Origin of the sequence: Micromonospora sp. NPDC005205, assembly GCF_040608275.1 — a bacterium.
Classification (GTDB): domain Bacteria; phylum Actinomycetota; class Actinomycetes; order Mycobacteriales; family Micromonosporaceae; genus Micromonospora.
The window spans coordinates 125,880-145,591 of record NZ_JBEXHV010000012.1; the positions used below are offsets into that span (position 1 = coordinate 125,880).

A 19,712-nucleotide genomic window follows, 5' to 3' on the forward strand; every position below is an offset into this window, starting at 1 on the left:
CACAGTAGGCGTTGACCGTCCTGCTTGTCCGACTCGTTGACTTACTTTGATTAGTTGCGCCCGTGCAGCCGCACGAGCCGGGCGGCGGGCGATGGGGGAAGCTCGATTGTCAGCTTGCCTTCGTCGTCGTCCCAGGCGAGTTGCGTGGGTAACGTGACCGGGAAAATCACCTCAGCCGAGCAGAGCTGACCGGCCAGGTGCCTCAGCGGAAGCACCGCGGTCCGTTCGCCGGCACGCCGCGCGACGAGCACGTATGTTTCATCGGCGGTCCGGAGTGCGAGCGACACCCAGTCGTCGTTCCATCCCGGCAGACCGAGAGGCCAGAGCGGTACAGCGTCGGGCAGGCGGCCGCGCAGCGCCCGGTACACGGCCAGCCCTTCGCCGACGAGGGCGGTCTGCTCCGGTGAGAGCAGGTCGACCCGACCGCTGAGGTGTACGCGGCTCAGCAGCGATACAGCGACAGTGAACGCGTTCTCCTCGGCAGTGAAGTGGGGCTGCGGATAAGCCCAGACGGCGCCTTGCTCGGGCGTGACGGCGGTGGGCGCCGCAGCGGCGATTGCTGCGATCTTCAGATGGTCACGCTGATCGGTAGTGGACTGCACCGGGTGCAGCGCCAGCGTCGCGTAGTCCATGCGCAGCCCACCGCTCCCGCAGTTCTCGATGACGAGGCCCGGGTGGCGGTCCATGACCCCGGCGACCCACCTCAGGTACGCGCGGTTGTGCCCGAGGAGCCCGGCACCGGGGCTGGCGCAGCCGATGTCGGTCCCGTGGCCGGCGTCGATGTTGTAGTCGAACTTGACGTAGCCCAGGCCGTAGTCTGCGACCAACCGGTTCACCACGCGGTCGAGGCGTGCCACGACCGCCGGGTGGCGGAAATCAAGCTGATAGCGGCCGGTGACCTCCAGCCGGGTGCCGTCGCGGCAGAACAGCATGTCGTCGGTCAGCTCGCCCAGCAGCGGAGACCGCACGCCTACGACCTCCGGCTCGAGCCAGAGTCCGGGGACCATCCCGCGGCCGCGTACTTCGTTGAGCACTTCCCGCAGGCCCTGCGGGAACCGGGCGCGGGACTCCTCCCACGCGCCGACACTGTCCCACCAATCCCCGTCCTCGGCGTACCACCCCGCGTCGACGACAAAATACTCCGCACCGAGCTCAGCGGCACTGTGGATGAGAGGCAGGATTTTGTCCTGGGAGGGGTCGCCCTCGAGGCAGTTCATGTAGTCGTTGAAAATCACCGGTAGTGTCGCGTTGTCCGCGTGCGGTCGGCGGACGGCGCGGCGGTACCGGGTCATTTCGGCCATCGACGTGTCGAGCAGGTCACCGTCGCCACCTCCAGCAATCACGGCCGTTGCCACAGCGACGGAGATGAACTGCTCCCCCGGCTCGAGAATTTCGCGCCACTCGTGGTCCGCGCCCGTGGGTCCGCTGGCCAGCAGGTACAAGCCGCCGTTCCAGTCGGCGACCTCCCAGCACCAGGCTCCGTTGTGCTCGATCTGCCAGAGCAGGCCAAGCCCGCGGCCGGTGTCGTGCAGCAACCCCATCGGCAGGTGATCGGACGTCGACCACGACCCCGCATTGGAGACGAGGAGGCTGTGGCGGGAACCGACGGGCTCGCGCTGGTGTGACGGGTAGGTGCGGTAGATGCCGTGCTGCACGAGACTCGCCTCACGCCACTGGCACTCGCCGCCCCACACGTTGTGCGGGACGGACAACCGGATCTGTTCGTCCCACGAACCGTCGGCGTCCGTGACGAGGGTACCGACGACAAGCGAGCTGACCTGCGTCAGCAGAAGTGGCGAAGTTCCTGCGTTCGTCACCCTGGACCATGTCCGGACGACGGCTGAGCCGTCGAGCAGTGCGGCGAATGATTCGACGCAGAGACCGGTGTCGGGGTCGGCGAGCACGACGCGTAGTTGCTGGGCCGGCGCGGCACCGGAACCAAGGCGGACCTGTGTCGTGTCGGCGGACTCAAAGCGCAGTCCTCTGGTCGCGTTTCGTTCGCTGTGCCGACGGCCGCCGGGTCCTACGTGACTCGTGGAGACCTCGACCAGCGGCATGGCAGGCGGCGGATCGTCTGCGCCGGCCCAATGCGAAGGGACGAGCTCTGCGAGCCGGGCGATCCCGTCGACGACCGTGACCCGCAGCCGGACACGGCCGTTGTCCAGCACAATGTCGTCCGCGGCGTCGTTCAGCACGCCTCCCGTAGCTGGCAGTGTCTCGCCGATCACCACCGACACGGCGATCTCCGGGGGCACGGCCGCGCGCTCGCTCATACCGTCCGCCGTCCACCGTTGGCGTCCTCCGGCCACGGGACGAGCAGCCTCGACCGTAGTGCCCGGGCGAGCGTGGGCGCGAGCGGCAGGCGCGGCAGCAGCGTGGCCTGCATCGCGTGGTAGACATCGGGTTTGCCGAGCCACACGGTCGTGGCCGGCATGTTGTGCGGGTCGAGCTCGTGCCACCACGAGCCACCCGTGCGGTCGAGCAGATGACGCTCCGCGTAATCCCACCAGGCGGCGTAGCTGTCGGCGTACCGCCGCTCGCCGGTGCGCCGGTGCAGCGCCGCGGCGGCGGCGATCGCCTCGGCCACCACCCAGTGCATCCGCTGGCGCACCACAGGTGTGCCGTCCCAGTCGGTGGTGTAGACGAAGCCCTCCGCGCCGTCGGCGTCCCAGCCGTCGTCGACGGCCCTGTCGAACAGCCGCACCGCCGCCGCGGCGAGGGCGTCGTCGCCGCCGACCGCGGCCTCGACGTTCAACAGCAGCCGTGACCACTCCAGGCCATGTCCGGGTGTGGCGCCGTACGGCTTGAAGGGGTCGTCCGGTTGGCTGCGGTTGAAGCCGGGATCGGGGGTCCAGTCCGGCCCGAAGTGTTCGGGCAGGCGCCCGTCGTGAGCGACGGCGAGTTCGACGACGAATCGTGCCGCCCGCGCGGCACGGTCCCGCCATGCGGCTGCTCCCCCGCCGACGGCGGGCCCGTCCGGGTCCTCGAGCACCTCTACGGCGTCGGCCACGGCGAGCATCGCCTCGACTGAGTGCATGGTGGCGTTGAGGCCGCGGTAGTCGTCGGGCCGCGTGAAGTCGGCGTCCCAGGTGTCCAGCGGGCGGCCGGCGGTGTCGTCCCAGAACCGGCTGAGGTAGACGTCGGCGGCGTCGGCGAGCAGCATGGTGCTGCCGGGGCGGCGGGCGAGCGCCGCGGATGACGCGGCGAGCAGCACGAAGGCGTGGTTGTAGCAGGACTTGCCGGCGGCGCGGTCGGGGGCGCCGTCTGGTCCGAGCGCGTGGAACCACCCCCCGTGCTCGGTGTCGCGCAGTCGGCCGCTCAGGGCTGCCAGCGCGGCGTCGGCGACGGGGGCGCTGCCGGGCACGCCGAGCAGCACTCCGAGTGAGTACGCGTGCGCGGTGCGGGCGCTGATCCAGGTGAGCACGCCGTGCCGGGGATCTGGCTGACCGCTGGTGTCGAGGTAGGCGGCACCGCCGTCGGGCAGCGCGGACCGCGCGCCGAAGGCGAGTAGCCGGTGGCACTCGGCGTCCAGCCACGCGTGGTGGGCGGGGAGGGCGAGCAGGTTCACGGGGACGGCCGGGGTGGCGGTCACGGGAGGGTCCTCTCCGACGGGTCCAGGAGGGTGTTGGCGCAGCGCACGGCGGCGGCGAAGGCCTGCGCGTCGCCGGACGGCGACGTCACGCGGAAGGTGACGGACCGGCCGGCCCGGAGGTTCACCATGCCGTCGTCGACGCTGGCGGCGCGGTCGACCACGTCGACGGGGCAGAACACGTCGCGGGCGTAGGAGGTGGTACTCACGTGCAGCAGGCAGCCGTCATCCGTGGGCACTGCTTCGACCCGCAGCGGTTGCAGGTCGAGGCGCTGGTCGAGCACCTCGGCGCCGTGCCAGAACGCTGAAGCGAACCCGGTCGTGTCGTCGTCGGGCTCGGCCACGATGACCTCGGTGGCGGGGTCCCCGAAAGCGGCGACCTCGTCCGGAATCGTGAGGGTGGCCGCGCCGCGCGAGGGCACCGACGCCTCGATCGTGGCCTTTGCCAGTAGCGTGCCGTCGAACGTCTCCCGCGTCACAGTGAAGGTGCCGCCGAACGCCTCGGCGGTGTCGTTGACCAGCACGAGCGCAAGGGTGTCCGGCTCCGGATCGAGTCCTTCCCAGGCGCCGGCGCACGCCTCGGCGGAGGCGCGCGGCTGCAGTGTGGCCAGGCGTGGGGCGTACGCGGCCCGCAGCGCGTACCAGAGGGGCTTGCGGTGCTCGGCGAAGTCGACGGCGGCCCAGGACACCACCGGCCAGTTGTCGTTGAGCTGCCACAGGATCGTCCCGGTGTTGTAAGGCGTCAGGGAGCGGAAGTGTTCGACGCCGAACCGGATGGCGTGCGCCTGGTTGAGTTGGGTGGTCCAGTGCCAGTCCTCAATGGTGGCGGGGTCGGGCAGGTGGCCCTTCCACCCGCGCTCCAGCTTCGCGTTGCCGAGGTTGGCCTTCTGGTGCACCAGCATCTGCGGGCCGAACGGGTCGAGTGGCTCGTCGTGCACCACGGCGGTGAGGCTGGACCAGGCGGGCGGTGCCTGGAAGCCGAACTCGGCGACGAAGCGCGGCCTGTACCGGGCGTAGACGGTGTAGTCCGCCCGGTTCCACACGTCCCAGATGTGCATGGTGCCGTAGCGCTCGTCGTTCGGGTGCCGGTAGTCGCCGAACGAGTACGGGCTGGCCGGCGAGTAGGGGCGGGTGGGGTCGATCTCGGCGAGCACGCGCGGCAGCAGGTCGTTGTAGTAGAGGTCGCCCCAGCCTCGGCCGTCCAGGCGGCCGGGCCACCCCCAGTCCACCGAGCCCCACGTGTTCTCGTTGTTGCCGTTCCACAGCACGAGGGACGGGTGCGGGCTGAGCCGTGTCACGTTCTCGCGGGCCTCGGCGTCGATCTCGGTCCGCATCGGCGCGTCCTCACTGTATGCGGCGCAGGCGAAGAGAAAGTCCTGCCACATCAGCAGTCCGTGCTCGTCGGCAAGGTCGTACAGGTCGTCGGACTCGTAGATGCCGCCGCCCCAGACGCGCAGCAGGTTGATGTTGGCTTCGAGCGCGTCGGACACGCGTCGGGCGTACCGATCACGGTCGATCACGGTGAGAAACGCATGATCCGGGATCCAGTTGGCGCCCCGCACGAGCACCCGCTCGCCGTTGACTCGGAGCAGGAACGGCGCCCCGGCTTCGTCGGGCGTGGTGTCGAGCTCGACAGTGCGGAAGCCGACGCGCCCGCGCCAGAACGCCACGTCACCTGCGGCCTGCGCCTCGACCTGCACGCCGTACAGCGGCTGGTCGCCGTATCCGACGGGCCACCAGCGCCGCACGTGGGGCACCGTGACGAGGACGACGGTGGACGTCTCGCCAGCGGGCACGGTGCCGCTGGCGGTCAGCCTCGCACCGTCGGGGTCGGTGACGGTGACGAAGAGCGGGACGTCCTCGTCGGCGCGGATGCCGTCGCGCTCCACCTCCACGTGCACCCTCAGCAGGCCGTCGTGACGGCGGTGGGCACCGTCGCTCCCACCGCCCGGCACCACGTCCACCAGTGGTCGAACCGAGGCGATGCGCACCCCGGACCACGAGTCAAGCCCGATCGGCTTCCAGATGCCGGCGCCGGCGACGTCGATGCCCCAGTCCCAGCCAAACGAGCACGCCATCTTGCGCAGCTGGTTGTACTCGTGGTGGTTGACGTGCGGCAGGGCGCCGTCACGTTCGGCCCGCGCGGTCGCCTCGGGCACCGGGCCGGCGAACGTCACCGTGAGGGTGTTCTCCCCCGGGCGTAGGGCGCCCCGCACGTTCCAGCGGTAGGAGCGGTGCATGTTCTGTGTCCGCCCGATCACGTCGCCGTTGAGCTCCACGGTGGCGACGGTGTCGAGCCCGTAGGCCACCAGGTCGTGGCGGGTCGAGGAGTCGTCGGACCACGTGAACGTCGTCGAGTAGCGCCACGTCGTGTCGCCGATCCACTGCTGGGCGGCCTCGTTGGCACCGTCGAACGGGTCGTCGATCAGGCCGGCGCACCGCAGGTCAAGGTGCGCCTCACCGGGCACGACGGCAGGTACGCCGTCGGCGAGAGCCGCGGCGACGGTCGCGGGGACGTCGTCGGGGAGCGCGGGGGCGGTGAGGGTCCAGCCGTGGTGCAGGGCGCGAAAGGTGAAGGGGAGGTAAGCCACGCGGTGTCCTCAGGTTCGAAAACGAATACGGGAAATGCGGCGGCGGAGCCTGCCAGATCAGCCCACGGGCAGGTCAGGCACCGTGGGCGACGGCACCCCGGCCCGCTCCCACCGATGGGTGCGGTGGTCGTAGCACACGCTGTTGTCGATGGCGTCGCGGTCCACAGTCGCCGCGGCTGTGACGCGTTCGAGGCGCTCGGGATCCGGTGCGGAGCTCGCCAACAACTTGGTGTAGTCGTGGTGCGGGTCGAGGATCACCGCGTCGGACGGCCCGCGCTCCACGATGCGCCCGCGGTAGAGCACGAGGATCTCGTCGGAGAAGTGCCGCGCGGTGGCCAGGTCGTGGGTGATGTACAGGACGGCGAGCCGATCCTCCCGCTGGAGGCGACCCATCAGGTTGAGCACCCCGAGGCGGATCGAGACGTCCAGCATGGACACCGGTTCGTCCGCGATGAGCACCTGCGCCCCCGGTGCTAGGGCGCGCGCGATCGCGACGCGCTGCCGCTGGCCGCCGGAGAGCTCGTGCGGGCGGCGCGGCGCGATGGTTTCGGCGGGTGTGAGGTTGACCCGTTCGAGCATCTCCAGCACGCGCTCGTGTGTCTCGGCGGCGGTGCGGGTGCGCTGGTGGATGCGCAGCGGACGGGCGATGTGGTGCTCGACCGAGTGGAAGGGGTTGAGGGAGGCGAACGGGTCCTGGAAGACCATCTGCACCTGCCGCCGGTACAGCGACCCGTGCACCGGGGTGCCGTCGTCGAGACGCACGTCGACCTTGCCGGAGGTGGGCTTCTCCATGCGCGTGAGGATCTTGGCGATGGTGGACTTACCCGACCCCGACTCCCCCACGAGGGCGACGGTGCGCCCGGGGATCAGGTCGAAGCTGACGTGGTCGACGGCGCGCAGCCGGGTGCGGCGCAGACCGGTACGGATCCGGTAGTCCTTGACGAGGTTGGTCACGTGGACGAGGGTCATGCTCGCTCCTCGATGGTGCCGTCGGCCGGGACGTCGGTCTCGTCGACCCCGGACCGGATGAACGCGCCGCGCGCTCCGGACAGGCTCGGGAACGAGCCGAGGAGCTTGCGGGTGTACGGATGCTGCGCGTGGCGGTACAGCAGGTCGGCCGCACCAAGCTCGACGATCTCGCCCGCCAGCATGACGGCGATGCGGTCGCTGATCTCCAGCAGCAGCGGCAGGTCGTGCGTGATGAAGATGACGGCGAAGTTCAGCTCGTCACGTAGCCGCATGATCTCGCTCAGGATCTCGCGTTGGACGACGACGTCCAGAGCCGTGGTGGGCTCGTCCATGATCATGACCTGTGGTTGGAGCAGCATCGCCATGGCGATCATGACGCGTTGGCGCATTCCCCCCGACAGCTCGTGCGGGTAGGAGCCCAACCGACGGGGGTCCACCCCGACGCGTCGCAGCACCTCTTCCGATCGCTCGCGAACCTGCGTCCGGGACAGACCGGGGCGGTGGGCCAACAGGGTGTCGCGCAGCTGCGCCCGCACTGTGGTGACGGGGTTGAGGGCGTTCATCGCCCCCTGGAACACCATGGAGAGTTTCTCCCAGCGGAACGCGCGCAGCTCGGTGTCGCTCAGCGCGAGCACATCGACGTCGTCGCCGCCGCCGTCGTGAAACGTCACCCGTCCGGACGCGATCCGGGCGGGCGGGCGGTTCAGGCGGTTGATCGCGTACGCAAGGGTGGTCTTGCCGCAGCCGGACTCGCCGGCCAGGCCGAGGACCTCCCCCCGGTGCAGAGTCAGGCTCGCGTCCCGGACGGCCGTGACCGAGGTGTCCGCCTCGTACACGACGGTGAGGTTCTCGACCGTCAGGACGGCGTCGGCCCTCGGCCCGCCGGTAGCGGGGGCGTTGTCGTTCAGCAGCGTCGTGTTCATCGCGGGGGCACCTCCGAGACGGTCGAGCGGGCGGCCGGGGTGCCCGTGGCACCCTGGCCGCGTCGGGCCAGTTGCCGCTCCATACGCGCGGCCCGCCGCGCGCGCCTGCGGTACAGGCGGAGGTTCTTGAGCTTGGGGTTGATGGTCTCGTCGATCGAGAAGTTCACCAGGGACAGACCCATGCCGAAGAGCGCGATGATCAGGCCCGGCGGCACGAACCACCACCAGGCGCCGAGCGACAGCGCGTACCCGTTCTGCGCGTAGAAGAGCATCGTGCCGAGCGTTGCGGAGTTTGAGGCGCCGAGGCCGATGAAGGCCAGACCGGCCTCGCCGAGGACTGCGGCAATGATCGCGAACACGAACTGGGACGCGAGCACGGGCAGGAGGTTCGGCAGGATCTCCACGGCGATGACCCGCCAGGGTTTCTCGCCGGCGACCTTCGACGCGGCGACGTAGTCGCGGTTTCGCACCGAGAGCGTCTGAGCGCGCAGCACCCGCGCCGACGCGGCCCAGCTCGTCAGGGCGAGCACCACGACGATGGTCCACACGCCACGGCTCTCGCGAGGTACGAAGCCGGAGATCACGATGACCAGGGGCAGGCCGGGGATCACGAGGAAGACGTTCGACAGCAGGGAGAATGCCTCGTCGAGGATGCCGCCGCGGTAGGCGCCGTAGATGCCGAAGAACGCCGACAGGACGGTGGCGAGGATGCCGACGAGTACGCCGATCTGTAGTGAGCCGCGGGTGGCGTAGGCGAGTTGCGCGAGGACGTCCTGTCCGGTCTGGGTGGTGCCGAGCAGGAACTGCGCCGACGGAGGCGTGAGCCCTTGGTCCCGGATCTGCTTGGGGTCGCCCACGACGTAGACGGCGAGGATTCCGAAGAGCGTGATGCCGACGACCAGCGCGAGACCGATGGCCAGCCAGGGCGTCATCGAGGGCAGGAGCATGCGCCAGCCCGCTCGGGCGGGGCGGGGGGTCGGGCCGGTCGTCTGGGTGAGCGCGTCGGCGGCGTCCGCAACCGTCGGCGCGCTGGCAGGGCTGAGATTCGTCATCGTGGTGTCCCCCTCAGTGCCGGGCGCGGGTGCGCGGGTCGATCAGGCCGTAGAGCAGGTCGACGATCAGGTTGGCGCCGAGCACCGCGAGCGTGATGAAGAGGAAGACCCCCTGCATGAGCGCATAGTCGTTGTTCGTCACGGCACCGAGCAGGCGCCCGCCGATCCCGGGATAGGAGAAGACCTGCTCGGTGATGACCGAGCCGGAGACCACGAACCCGAGGGAGATGGCGAACCCGGCCACGGAGGGAAGGACGGCGTTGCGCGCCGCGTAGGAGCGCCGGATCTTCCTCGGCGACAGGCCCTTCGCCTCCGCGGTCAGGACGTAGTCCTCCGAGAGGGTGGAGACCATCATGTTCCGCATGCCGAGCAGCCACCCGCCGATTGACGCCAGGACGATGGTCAGGGCGGGCAGGATCGCGTACTGCACCGCCGAGAGGATGAACGGCGCGTTCCAGCCGGGGTTGAGCGCGACATCGTAGCCGCCCTGCAGCGGTAGCCAGCCGAGCACCCGGGCCAGCAGGTAGGTGAGAATCAGGGCGAGCCAGAAGTAAGGGATGGCGGCCAGCAGCGTCGTGGCCGGGATCAGCGAGTCGAGCCACGTCCCGGGGCGCCACCCCACGATCGCGCCGAGCAGCACCCCGAGCAGCGCGGCGAGGACGGTGGCGACCCCGACGAGCACCACGGTCCAGGGCAGCGACGTCAGGATCACGTCAGAGACCTTGGCCGGGTAGTAGCTCACCGAGACCCCAAGGTCGCCGTGGGCGAGGTTCTTGAGGTAGTTGACGTACTGGCTCCACAGGGAACCCGTGTCGTCGCCCCCGAGGAGGAGCGTGTACGCCTTGCGCGTCTCCGGGCTGACCGAGCCGCCGCGCTGCTGGAGCTTGGCCAGCAGGATGTCGACAGGGTTGCCGGGCAGGAGGCGCGGGATGGCGAAGTTGAGGGTCAGGGCGGCCCACAGGGCCACCGCGTAGAAACCCAGCTTGCGAAGGAAGTAACTCACAGCAGCGCTCTCTCCTCGGGGGCGACGTCTCGGGCGGTCAGCTCTGGGGCTTGAGCCGCTTGAAGATCTCCGCGGCGTCGAGGGATGACCACACTGCGGGAAAGGCGTACAGGTCCTGGTCCGAGGGCCAGCCACTGAACTTCGCGGTGCTCCACACGCTCGTCGTCCCACCGGTCAGGATCGGGACGTACGGCATGTCCCGCACGACCGCCTGCTGGATGGTGTCGAAGTACGGCTGCCGGGCCGCCTTGTCATCGAGTGGGAGCGCGGCCAGCTTGTCGAGCGCCGCGTCGATCTCCGGGTTGTTGTAGCGGGAGAAGTTGTTTCCGGCGGGCTTACCCACCTTGGCTCCGGTGTTGGAGTCGAAGAAGTAGGTGTAGAGGTAGAACGGGTCCGGCGCGGGGCCCTGCCCGAGCGAGTCGATGGCCAGCTGGAAGTTGCCGGATCCCTTCTTCTCCGTCCACTCGTTCCAGGAGGACTGGGCGGCTTGCAGGTCGATCCCGGCGGCCTTGGCCTGCGAGGCCATCGTGTCGATCGCGGTGATGTAGTCCGTCCAGCCAGTGACCACCTCGACCGTCAGAGACAGCCGCTTGCCGCCCTTGGCGTAGATGCCGTCGGCGCCCTTGACCCAGCCGGCCTGTTCCAGGCTCTGTGCGGTCTTCTGCGGTTCGGCGGCCATGGGCGCCACCCTCTCCGTGAGGGCGGCGGAGGCGAACTGGTCCTGGCTGGGGGTGAGCGTGAAGGTGGGGGAGATCGCGCTGGCGGTGTCCTGGAACGCCAGTTTGTTGAGCTGCGTGCGGTTGAGGGCGGAGTAGAGGGCGTGCCGGACGGCGGGGTCGGTCTGTGGGCCCTTGCAGCCCATCTGCACGCTGGAGCAGGTGGCGAGCACCATCTGGTTCTGCCACTGGGTGTACGCGTCGTACTTCGGGAAGTTCTTCTTGGTGTTCTTGATATCGGGGATCGGTCCGGTGAACCAGTCCACAGTGCCGGCCGCGATGCCGTCGGCGCCGGCCTGGTTGCCGGACAGCGCGACGAAGCGGATCTTCTTGACCTTCGGTTCTCCGCCCCAGTACTTGGGGTTCGAGGCGTAGGTGAAGGCCTGCGGCTTGAACTCGCTGATCAGGTAGGCGCCGGTGCCGACGGGCTTCTCGACGACGTCCTCGGTGGGGCTGATGGTCTTCCACAGGTGCTCGGGAACGATCGGCACGGTGCCGAGCACGTCGGGGCCCTTGACGAAGGCCGGCGCCTTGAACGTGAAGGTGACGTGGGTGTCGTCCACCGCGGTGGCGGTGCCGTCGAAGCCGATGTTGTTGATGGCCGCGTTGTTCTTCAACAGGCCAAAGGTGAACGCGACGTCCTTCGCGGTGAAGGGCTGACCGTCGCTCCACGTCACCCCGTCGCGCAGGGTAACCGAGAGGACGGTGCCGTCCTCGTTCCAGGACTGCTCCGTGCCGAGCAGCGGCACGAGGTCGGACACCTTGGCCTTGTTGACGAAGAACAACGTCTCGTAGGTCGCGCCGAGACCCCCGATTCGGGACGGCGAGAACGGGTTGAAGTTGATCTGGTAGTCGCCCGATTGACCCGTGTAGGCCACGAGCGTGGCCTCCGAGCTGGTGGACGAGGTCGCGCCGGAGCAGCTGGTCAGCACGAGACCGAGCGCGGCTGCGCCCGCGAGCGCCGCAGCGCGGCGCGGTATGCCGGTGAAGAGAGACATCGTGGTCCTTTCACGAGCGGGGGCGATGCTCGCCCGCCATGGCCCAGGAAGGGCATGGCATGTATTCTTAAGCGACTTAATTTACTCAGTCAATGCGTGGGGCGACTTGATCTCGCTATGTTTCAGATCCGTTACCACGCATGGTGGGCCTCAGCTACGTGGCCCCACCCCTGCCCCAAAGCCGGACGGCCACCTCGCCGAAGGGTCGTTTCATACGTCAGATGGGCCATGAGCAGCTGATGTACCTGGCTCAGCGCCGTCGTCCACCCACGTTGGACGCTGGTGCCTGGCATGCCTTCGGCGCCCAGATCGACCGCCCGGCCATCATCAACATCGCCGGAGGCCGGCGCGGTCGTCGCGACCTCCTCAGTTATTTAGTTGATTGACTAAACATATGAGCTGGAGCGATCATTCGAAGCTCCAGCTCCGTGACAGGTCTAGGAGGACTCGCGGCATGCTCCGCAACGACGATGGCCGCGTCACCACGGCTGGGCGGATGCTCGATCTCCTGCGCACACGCGGCACGCTCAGCCGGGTAGAGCTCGCCGAACTCTCCGGCCTCACGCAGGCCAGGATCACGCACGTGGTCCGCCGCCTGATCGACGGTGGCCTCGTGCACGAGGTGGGCCGTGAGCAGCAGGGCCGGGGCCAGCCCCGGCGTCTGCTGGAGCTCGACGCCGACGCCTGGTACGCCGTCGGAGTTCAGGTCGACCGCACCACGACGACCATCGTCGTGATCGACTTTGCCGGCCGGCGGGTCGCGACCGCCGGCCTCCGCGGCACCGGGACCAGCGGGCCGGGTGCGGCCCTCTCCACACTGGCCGACCACGTCGACGACCTGTTGCACAGCACCGGCGTACCGCGAGAGCGGATCATCGGCGTCGGCCTGGTCACCCACGGACCTCAGGACCGCGAGCGCGGCATGCTCCTCATGGCCCACCCCACGCCCGACTGGCTCCAGTACCCCCTGACATCAACGTTGTCGCACCGGCTCGGCCTGCCCGTCCTGTTGGAGAACGACGCGACTGCGGCGGCCACGGGCGAGCAGTGGTCCGGCACGGTGCCGACCGACACGTTCGGGCTCATCTACATGGGTGCCGGGCTGGGCGGCGGCATCGTGGCGGACGGCAACGCCTACCGCGGTCGCGCCTCGAACGCCGTCGAAATCGGGCACGTGGGGCTCATGGGCGCCAGCGCTCCCTGCGTCTGCGGCAACCGCGGCTGCGCCGAGGCCGAGGCGGGCCCCCGCACCGTCGTCGCGCAGGTGCTCGCTCATCCCGACCTCGCCGAGCGCCTCGGCATCAAGGCCCACGAGGAGGACACCCTCGCCGACTTCGAGCGCGTCGTGCGCGCGTGGCAGACAGGCGACCCAGACGCCACAACGATCCTCCAGCAATCCGCGCGCTGGATCGGCCGCACAGCGGTGACCATGGTGAATCTCTTTGACCTCGACACCGTTGTGCTGGCAGGGCCCGCCCTCATCAGCGCCGGCCCGCTCTACCAGCAGTTCGTCGAGGCGGAGCTGACCCGCCACGCGCTCAGCCGGGCGCTCAGCAAGCCTTCTGTCCTGCTGTCCGCCAACGTGGACACCGCCGCCGCCATCGGTGGCGCCCTGCACGTCCTGCGAAGCGTCACCGTGGAGCACATGGCCAGGACGCCCGCCTGACGCGGTCCGTCCATCCCGTCCAGTCCCGCTCGTCGACGAGAACCAGGAGAGAGATGTCCTCCCCCAACACCCCCGCACCGCACGTCGCCTGGACAGTACTGCGCGGCGACGGCGTCGCCATCGTCCTCGCCCATCCCGCCAGCGGACTACCCGCCGTCGTGCACTGGGGCGCCGACCTCGGCCCGCTGGAGACCGGCGACCTCGAGGCCCTGGACCGCGCCACCAGCCGTCAGACCGCACCCGGCACGCTGGACGCCGCCTGGCGCCTACCAATCGTGCCCGAGGAGGCCAACGGCTGGTCCGGCCGCCCAGGTCTGCTCGCCACCCGCGGCGGTCGTCCCGTCTACCCGCGCTGGACGTCGCAGGTCGAGCACGAGGACGGCGCGTCCGTGCACGTCATCGCGACCGACGCCAACGCCGGCCTGACCCTGCGAATTTACGTGGAAATCGGCGCAGGCGGACTGGTGCTCCTGCACCACGAGCTGACCAACGATGGTGTCGGGAATGTGGAGGTGGAATGGCTGGAGGTGACGCTCCCGGTGCCGAAGACCGCCGACCACCTCACCGCCTTCTCCGGGCGTTGGACCCGGGAGAAGGCACCGCTCACCGCAGCCATGCCCCGGGGAACGACCACGCGTGAGTCACGCCGCGGCCGTGGCGGGCACGACGCCCCTTGGACGACGCTTGCCTCGATCGGAACGCCACGGAACCGCAGCGGTGACGTGTGGGCGGTCCATCTCGGTTGGAGCGCCGACGTTCGTCATCGAACCGACCGGATCACCGAGCACGTCACGCTTCTCGGCGCCGGCGAACTGTTGCGCCGTGGGGAGGTTCGTCTGGCGCCCGGCGAGTCGTACCGCACTCCCCCGGCGTACTTCGCGTGGTCAGCCACGGGTCTCGACGGTGTCGCGGACCGCTTCCACACCTGGGCCCGCGCGCGAACCCAGCACCCCCGCACGCCCCGACCGCTCGTGCTCAACACGTGGGAGGCGGTCTACTTCCAGCACGACCCCGCGCGCCTGGAGCAGCTCGCGCGCCGGGCCGCGAACGTGGGCGTGGAGCGCTTCGTGCTCGACGATGGTTGGTTCCTCGGCCGCCGCGACGACACCTCAGGTCTGGGCGACTGGCAGGTCGACCCGACGGTGTGGCCGCAGGGACTAGAACCCTTGGCGGACCTCGTCCACGCACTCGGCATGCAGTTCGGGCTGTGGTTCGAGCCCGAGATGGTCAACCTCGACTCGGAGTTGGCCCGCGCGCACCCCGACTGGCTGCTCGCCAACCCGGAGTCGATTCCGTCGCCCACAGGTCTGTCCTTCCGCACCCAGTACGTGCTCGACCTGGCCCACCCCGACGCCTGGGAGCAGGTGCGGGCGAACATGTCCGCGCTGATCGGCCGGCTCGGCATCGACTTCATCAAGTGGGACCACAATCGAGACCTGATCGAGGCGGTGCACGACGGGACACCCGGCACGCACGCGCAGACACTCGCCGCCTACCGGCTGATCGAGCGCCTCAAGGCCAACCACCCGGGCCTCGAAATCGAGTCGTGCTCCTCCGGCGGTGCCCGCTCGGACCTCGGCATTCTTGAGTACACCGACCGGGTGTGGGCGTCCGACTCCAACGACCCCGTCGAGCGGCAGGACATCCAACGCTGGACGGAACTCCTGCTGCCGCCCGAGCTCATCGGCGCTCACGTCGGCCCGTCGCCCGCGCACTCGTCTGGCCGCGCCACCACGCTGTCCTACCGCATGGCCACCGCCCTGCAGGGCTCGGCAGGCTTTGAGTGGGACATCCTGGCCTGCGCCGAGGAGGAGGTCGAGGCGATCGTCGCGTTTGCCGGCCTCTACAAGGAGCTGCGGGAGCTGCTGCACACCGGCACCGTGGTGCACCCGGACGTACTCGACCCGGCGCTGAAGGTGCGCGGCGTGGTTGCCCCCGACCGCAGCGAGGCCGTGTTCACCGTGTGCACTGTCAGCTCGATCGAGGAGGCGTTGGCCGAGCGGCTCCGGCTGGACGGCCTGGACCCGCAGCGCCGGTACTCGGTGCGCCTCCGGGACGAGATCGGCGCGGCGCAGTGGGGATGGACCACCCCGGCATGGATGGGCAAGACACCTCTCGTCGTCCCGGGCCGGGTGCTCACCGAGGTCGGCCTGCAACTGCCCACCCTCTGGCCGGTCCAAGCGCTCGTCCTACACCTCACCGCAGTGTGACGACCGTAGCGGCGATGCGGTCTGTTGTGGCTCTGCCGCATCACCGTGCCGGTCAATTCGTACACCCGAGATTCGGTGGACCTTGGAGGACGACATGATGGACGATCCAGTGACGCTCGCGAACAAGGTGGCCTGGGAGACGGCGTCACAGAAGCATGTACGCGAGTACGACGACCTGTTGGCCGAAGCGGCGGCCGGAAGTTCACTCCTCGACACCGAGCGCGCCCTGCTGCGTCAGGTCCTGGTTCGCTCGCCCGAGGTGATCCACCTTCAGAGCGGCAACGGCCTGGACGACCCGGCACTCGTCTACGCCGGGGCCAGATCCGTAATCGGCGTCGACTACAGCGAGGTAGCCGTCGAAGCAGCGCAGCGACGGGCCGACGAACTCGGCGTGGCGTGCCGGTACATCGCCGCCACACTGCCGCCCGCACCCTTGCCGGACGCCAGCGCCGACCTGGTCTACACCGGGAAGGGCGCCCTGATCTGGATGCCCGACCTGGACGCGTGGGCTCACGAGGTCGTCCGGCTGCTGCGGCCCACCGGGCACCTCTTCATCTACGAGGCGCACCCGGCGGTACCGCTGTGGACCTGGGACGCCGACTACCCCCGGATCCGCGTCGACCGCAGCTACTTCGCCGCCAGCCACGTCAACGACACCTTCCCCGGCAACGGCGCCGTCGAGTGGCAATGGAACCTGGGACAGATCATCACCTCGGTAGTGGCTGCCGGCATGGAGATCCTGCACGTCGGTGAGTACGGCGAGCCGTTCTGGCGGATGGGTGGTGTGACAGCAGCCGCGTGGGACGGCCGACTGCCGAACTCCTTCTCCCTCCTCGCTCGCCGCCGGTGAACGTCACCGCCTCGACGAGCTTGGCTGGTCCCTACAGGTCCCACAGGTCCCTCCATGAGCGGCACTCCCGCCGGGCCCCCGCAACCACCGAAGCAGCGGGTACGCCAGCGGCGCGGTCCAGGCCGAGGGCGCCGGTGTCCACAGCGTCAGCTCACTGTGGTCGTCGAGCCCGTTCAAGCCGTCCAGGGCCAGACCCTGATCGCCGCACGCCATCGCGTCGAAGACAGACACCATCGCCTTGACCGCAGCGCCTCGAGCGACGGCCGGTGCCGGATCGGTGGTACGACCGAGACCATGGTCGCCCGGGGACGTTGGGGCGATGCTGGCGCTGATGCGGCGGATGACGGCATCTGATGGGCTGCTCGCGTTCGTCGAGTCCAGCCGGGAGCACTACCAGCTGATGGCCTCGATGCTGTTCCTGCTGTCTGGGCGTGACGGGCAAGCCCGGCCCGGCTCGGCTGACTTTCGGGCCGCAGAGAACCGCATCTGCCTGACCCGGGCCGAGTGGCACGACCAGTTGCGCCGGGCCAGCTTTACTCCGGTGGCAACCGTACCGGACGCGGAGTCGGATCCGGCCGCGTTCCTTGAGCAGCACCTCTACCTGGCTACACCGGCAGGGCTGGATGACCCGGTTGACCAGCGTCAGCGCGAGATGAGCGACCAATGGGAGAGCAGTCGATGCGCCAGGACGACGTGGAGTGTGAGCCCTCGGCATCGCCGGTCGCGCAGGCGTCCGAGGAGTCGCGCCCGCTGCGGCGTAACAGGGACTTCAGGCTGCTGTGGACTGCGCAGGTGCTTTCCGCGACAGGGTCCGGAATGAGCACGATCGTGTACCCGTTGCTCGCCCTGGCGGCGACCCGCTCGCTGACGATGGCGGGTGTGGTGGGTTTCGCGGGCATGGCCGCCGCCGCCCTGATGCGGCTGCCGGCGGGCGTCCTGGCCACAGGCGTGCATCGCGCCCGGCGTCCGGCTCGCATAGTCCAGCCCGGTGGCCTCGGTCTGCGGCAACGCGTCCAGGTCCGCCCGCAGCAGCACCGGCGGACCCGGTCGGCCACCGCGCAGCACCGCCGTCACCGACGTCAGCCCTTCACCCCGGGACACTTCCAGCCCCAGACCTGCGAGCGACTCGACGACGGCGGCCTGCGTGCGCGGGAGATGCAGACCCGTCTCGGGGTACGCGTGCAGGTCGCGTCGCAGACGTACCAGGTCCGGTTGGAGTCGCTGGGTGGTGGCGCGGATGGCGCTGACGTGATCAGGGTGGGACACGGCGAATCAATCTCCAGTTCTGCGTCGGGGACGGCGGCGGGACGGCCTGGTTCTCACTGCCCGTTGGCGCGTCATCCGACGACCCCCACGACCACCGTCCCGGCCTCGCCGATGCCGAGCGACAACGCCCTCAAGGCGGATATGCAGCGTATTGCACATGGGCGCCGAGGCCGTGCGGCTTCCCGCGACCCGGCTCACGCCAGCGCTGGACCTGTCGAAACGTCGGTCAACCGGACGTCGGGTACGACCCGCCGGCAGACTCCGGCGTCACTGCCGCGCGGCGTGGACCGTCCTCGTCGGACAACAGCCGGGCGATTTCGGCCGGATGCTCCAGGTGCGAGAGGTGACCACCCGGCAGGACGGTGATGTCGACTGTCGGTAGAGCAGCCCGCAGCCAGCCGACATAGGCGACCGGCGGCTGCGCCGCAGTGATCCACCGGTAGCTGATGCCCCGCGCGCCGATCGCCCGGAGATCCGCCTCGCGGTCGGCGGCGATCTGCTCGTCCGCACCGCGCAGGACCTCGTCCCAATAGCCCAGCAGAAGGTCCGGCCGCGGTTCGGTAAAGGTCTCGGCGATGTTCCGCGCCTCGCCCTGGAGCGCCTCAATGCCCATCCCGGCCGTCATCCGCTCCCAGACCGCCCGCCAGCCCGGGCCGCGCAACTCCGGCTCCGCCGCCCGCACGGCGGTGCCGAAGGGACCCGGCAGCAGGTACTGGTCCAGGTTCACGACGCCACGGGTGGGGAAGCGCGCGGCGTAGACCGTGGCGATCACCGCGCCCAGGGAGTGCCCCACCACGGTCGGCGCCTCGGAGAGGGCCGCCGCCTCGATCTGGCCATGGATGACCTCGGCGACCCCGTCCAGGTCGTACGACGCCCGCGGCGGCGCGTCCCCGTGCCCGGGCAGGTCCAGGGCGAGGACCTCCCGACCCGGCTGCAGAGTGGTGAGTTCCCGACGCAGGGGCTGCCAGTGCCGGCGGTCGAAGGTGAGGCCGTGGAGGAGTACCAGTGGAGAGGACATACCCGGACGGCGTAACCACGTACCGAACGAGTTGTTCGTGGCCTGGATCACTCCGCCCGCCCTGCCTGTCGCCGGCTGCTCCCGGCGACCCAGGAACAGCCGACCCGGTGCGAGCGTCGTCAGCGAGGACGACTACATCGCCTTCCTCGACCAGGACGTGCCGGCCCGCTACGGGTCGTGGCAGTCGATCTACACACCGCGCCCGGCCGGCATCGCCCTCGCGCTGGACGCGGCCAGCAGGGAGGCCAGATGGCCGACATCTGGGAGGTCTGTGACCGAGCGGTGCCAGCGTCGGGTGCTCCGGCGTCGCAACTGACGGGATAAAAGCCCTGAGGTCACTTTTGAGTGCCTTCAGGATGTTCGTGATGACGTCAGTTGGTGCCGCGTGAAGGCCTTGGGGCGCTACCGCCGGGTTCTGCGGGCTCGCCAAGTGCCGCGCTTGGTGTCGGCCATGGTTGTCGGTCGACTGCCGAACGGCATGCGGCCTTTGGCCATCGTGCTTCTCGTTCATCAGCAGCAGGGTTCCTATGCGATAGCCACACCATCGTGCGGGACGGGCCGCGCCGAGACAGCGCCGGCACTATGACCACGACGGCCTACCTGTCCGGTGACCTTGACGTCAGCGCTCACGAAGACCTCGCCGCAATGATCGACCAGATCCTCGACGACGGTGTGACCACCAGAATCGTGATTGACCTCGACGGCACCGAGTACCTGGACAGCGTCTCACTGAACGTGCTGATCAAGGGACAACTCAGCGCCCGCGGGCGCTGAGTCTCCTATCGGGTCCTCAACGCCCGAGGCATCGCGTACCGCGTGCTGCAGGTCACCGGTGTGCTGCAACTCTTGGAACACCCACCT

General features: G+C 69.4%; 16 protein-coding genes. 6 read left to right on the forward strand and 10 right to left on the reverse strand.

The features are described from left to right. Positions 1–50: 50 nt before the first annotated feature. The 8 genes from ABZU43_RS21965 to ABZU43_RS22000 are packed head-to-tail and all read right to left on the reverse strand — an operon-like array spanning position 51 to position 11,841. A complete protein-coding gene (locus ABZU43_RS21965) occupies positions 51–2,273 on the reverse strand; it encodes an alpha-galactosidase (RefSeq protein WP_355008338.1) in 2,223 nt (740 codons plus the stop codon). Beyond that, positions 2,270–3,592, reverse strand: coding sequence for an AGE family epimerase/isomerase (locus tag ABZU43_RS21970; RefSeq protein ID WP_355008339.1), 1,323 nt, complete (start codon positions 3,590–3,592; stop codon positions 2,270–2,272). The genes ABZU43_RS21965 and ABZU43_RS21970 overlap by 4 nt, the downstream gene beginning before the upstream one ends. After that, the gene (locus ABZU43_RS21975; protein ID WP_355008340.1) at positions 3,589–6,180 is read right to left on the reverse strand and encodes a glycoside hydrolase family 2 protein; all 2,592 of its coding nucleotides are present in this window, start codon (positions 6,178–6,180) and stop codon (positions 3,589–3,591) included. Before ABZU43_RS21975 ends, ABZU43_RS21970 begins: the two co-directional genes overlap by 4 nt. A 57-nt stretch (positions 6,181–6,237) precedes the next feature. Further along, positions 6,238–7,149: an ATP-binding cassette domain-containing protein gene (locus ABZU43_RS21980; RefSeq protein ID WP_355008341.1), complete on the reverse strand. Its 912-nt coding sequence runs from the start codon at positions 7,147–7,149 to the stop codon at positions 6,238–6,240. Beyond that, a complete protein-coding gene (locus tag ABZU43_RS21985) occupies positions 7,146–8,072 on the reverse strand; it encodes an ABC transporter ATP-binding protein (protein ID WP_355008342.1) in 927 nt (308 codons plus the stop codon). Before ABZU43_RS21985 ends, ABZU43_RS21980 begins: the two co-directional genes overlap by 4 nt. Next, a complete protein-coding gene (locus tag ABZU43_RS21990; RefSeq protein ID WP_355008343.1) occupies positions 8,069–9,124 on the reverse strand; it encodes an ABC transporter permease in 1,056 nt (351 codons plus the stop codon). The genes ABZU43_RS21985 and ABZU43_RS21990 overlap by 4 nt, the downstream gene beginning before the upstream one ends. 13 nt (positions 9,125–9,137) lie before the next feature. After that, positions 9,138–10,127, reverse strand: a complete 990-nt coding sequence (locus ABZU43_RS21995) for an ABC transporter permease (protein ID WP_355008344.1) — start codon at positions 10,125–10,127, stop codon at positions 9,138–9,140. Positions 10,128–10,164: 37 nt separating this feature from the next. Next, positions 10,165–11,841, reverse strand: coding sequence for an ABC transporter substrate-binding protein (locus tag ABZU43_RS22000; RefSeq protein ID WP_355008345.1), 1,677 nt, complete (start codon positions 11,839–11,841; stop codon positions 10,165–10,167). A 221-nt stretch (positions 11,842–12,062) separates the two neighbouring features. On the opposite strand from ABZU43_RS22000, the gene ABZU43_RS22005 reads away from it, so the two are divergent. The 4 genes from ABZU43_RS22005 (at position 12,063) to ABZU43_RS22020 (ending at position 16,567) form a co-directional block, all read left to right on the forward strand. Then, positions 12,063–12,227, forward strand: coding sequence for a hypothetical protein (locus ABZU43_RS22005; protein WP_355008346.1), 165 nt, complete (start codon positions 12,063–12,065; stop codon positions 12,225–12,227). A gap of 8 nt (positions 12,228–12,235) precedes the next feature. Further along, the gene (locus ABZU43_RS22010) at positions 12,236–13,507 is read left to right on the forward strand and encodes an ROK family transcriptional regulator (protein WP_355008347.1); all 1,272 of its coding nucleotides are present in this window, start codon (positions 12,236–12,238) and stop codon (positions 13,505–13,507) included. Positions 13,508–13,560: 53 nt separating this feature from the next. Further along, entirely contained in the window at positions 13,561–15,717 is a 2,157-nt protein-coding gene (locus ABZU43_RS22015; protein WP_355008348.1) for an alpha-galactosidase, read from the forward strand. 97 nt (positions 15,718–15,814) lie between these two features. Further along, complete coding sequence (locus ABZU43_RS22020) at positions 15,815–16,567, forward strand: class I SAM-dependent methyltransferase (protein ID WP_355008349.1); 753 nt, start codon at positions 15,815–15,817, stop codon at positions 16,565–16,567. Between the two features lie 642 nt (positions 16,568–17,209). On the opposite strand, the gene ABZU43_RS22025 is transcribed toward ABZU43_RS22020, so the two are convergent. Further along, the gene (locus ABZU43_RS22025) at positions 17,210–17,833 is read right to left on the reverse strand and encodes a hypothetical protein (protein ID WP_355008350.1); all 624 of its coding nucleotides are present in this window, start codon (positions 17,831–17,833) and stop codon (positions 17,210–17,212) included. Between the two features lie 226 nt (positions 17,834–18,059). After that, a complete protein-coding gene (locus tag ABZU43_RS22030; protein WP_355008351.1) occupies positions 18,060–18,851 on the reverse strand; it encodes an alpha/beta hydrolase in 792 nt (263 codons plus the stop codon). A 37-nt stretch (positions 18,852–18,888) separates the two neighbouring features. Here ABZU43_RS22030 and ABZU43_RS22035 point away from each other — a divergent pair, with 37 nt between their 5' ends. Beyond that, the gene (locus tag ABZU43_RS22035; RefSeq protein WP_355008352.1) at positions 18,889–19,167 is read left to right on the forward strand and encodes a hypothetical protein; all 279 of its coding nucleotides are present in this window, start codon (positions 18,889–18,891) and stop codon (positions 19,165–19,167) included. A 230-nt stretch (positions 19,168–19,397) separates the two neighbouring features. Further along, positions 19,398–19,625 (forward strand): STAS domain-containing protein, encoded by a 228-nt coding sequence (locus tag ABZU43_RS22040; RefSeq protein ID WP_355008353.1) that lies wholly within the window; start codon positions 19,398–19,400, stop codon positions 19,623–19,625. Positions 19,626–19,712: the final 87 nt, after the last annotated feature.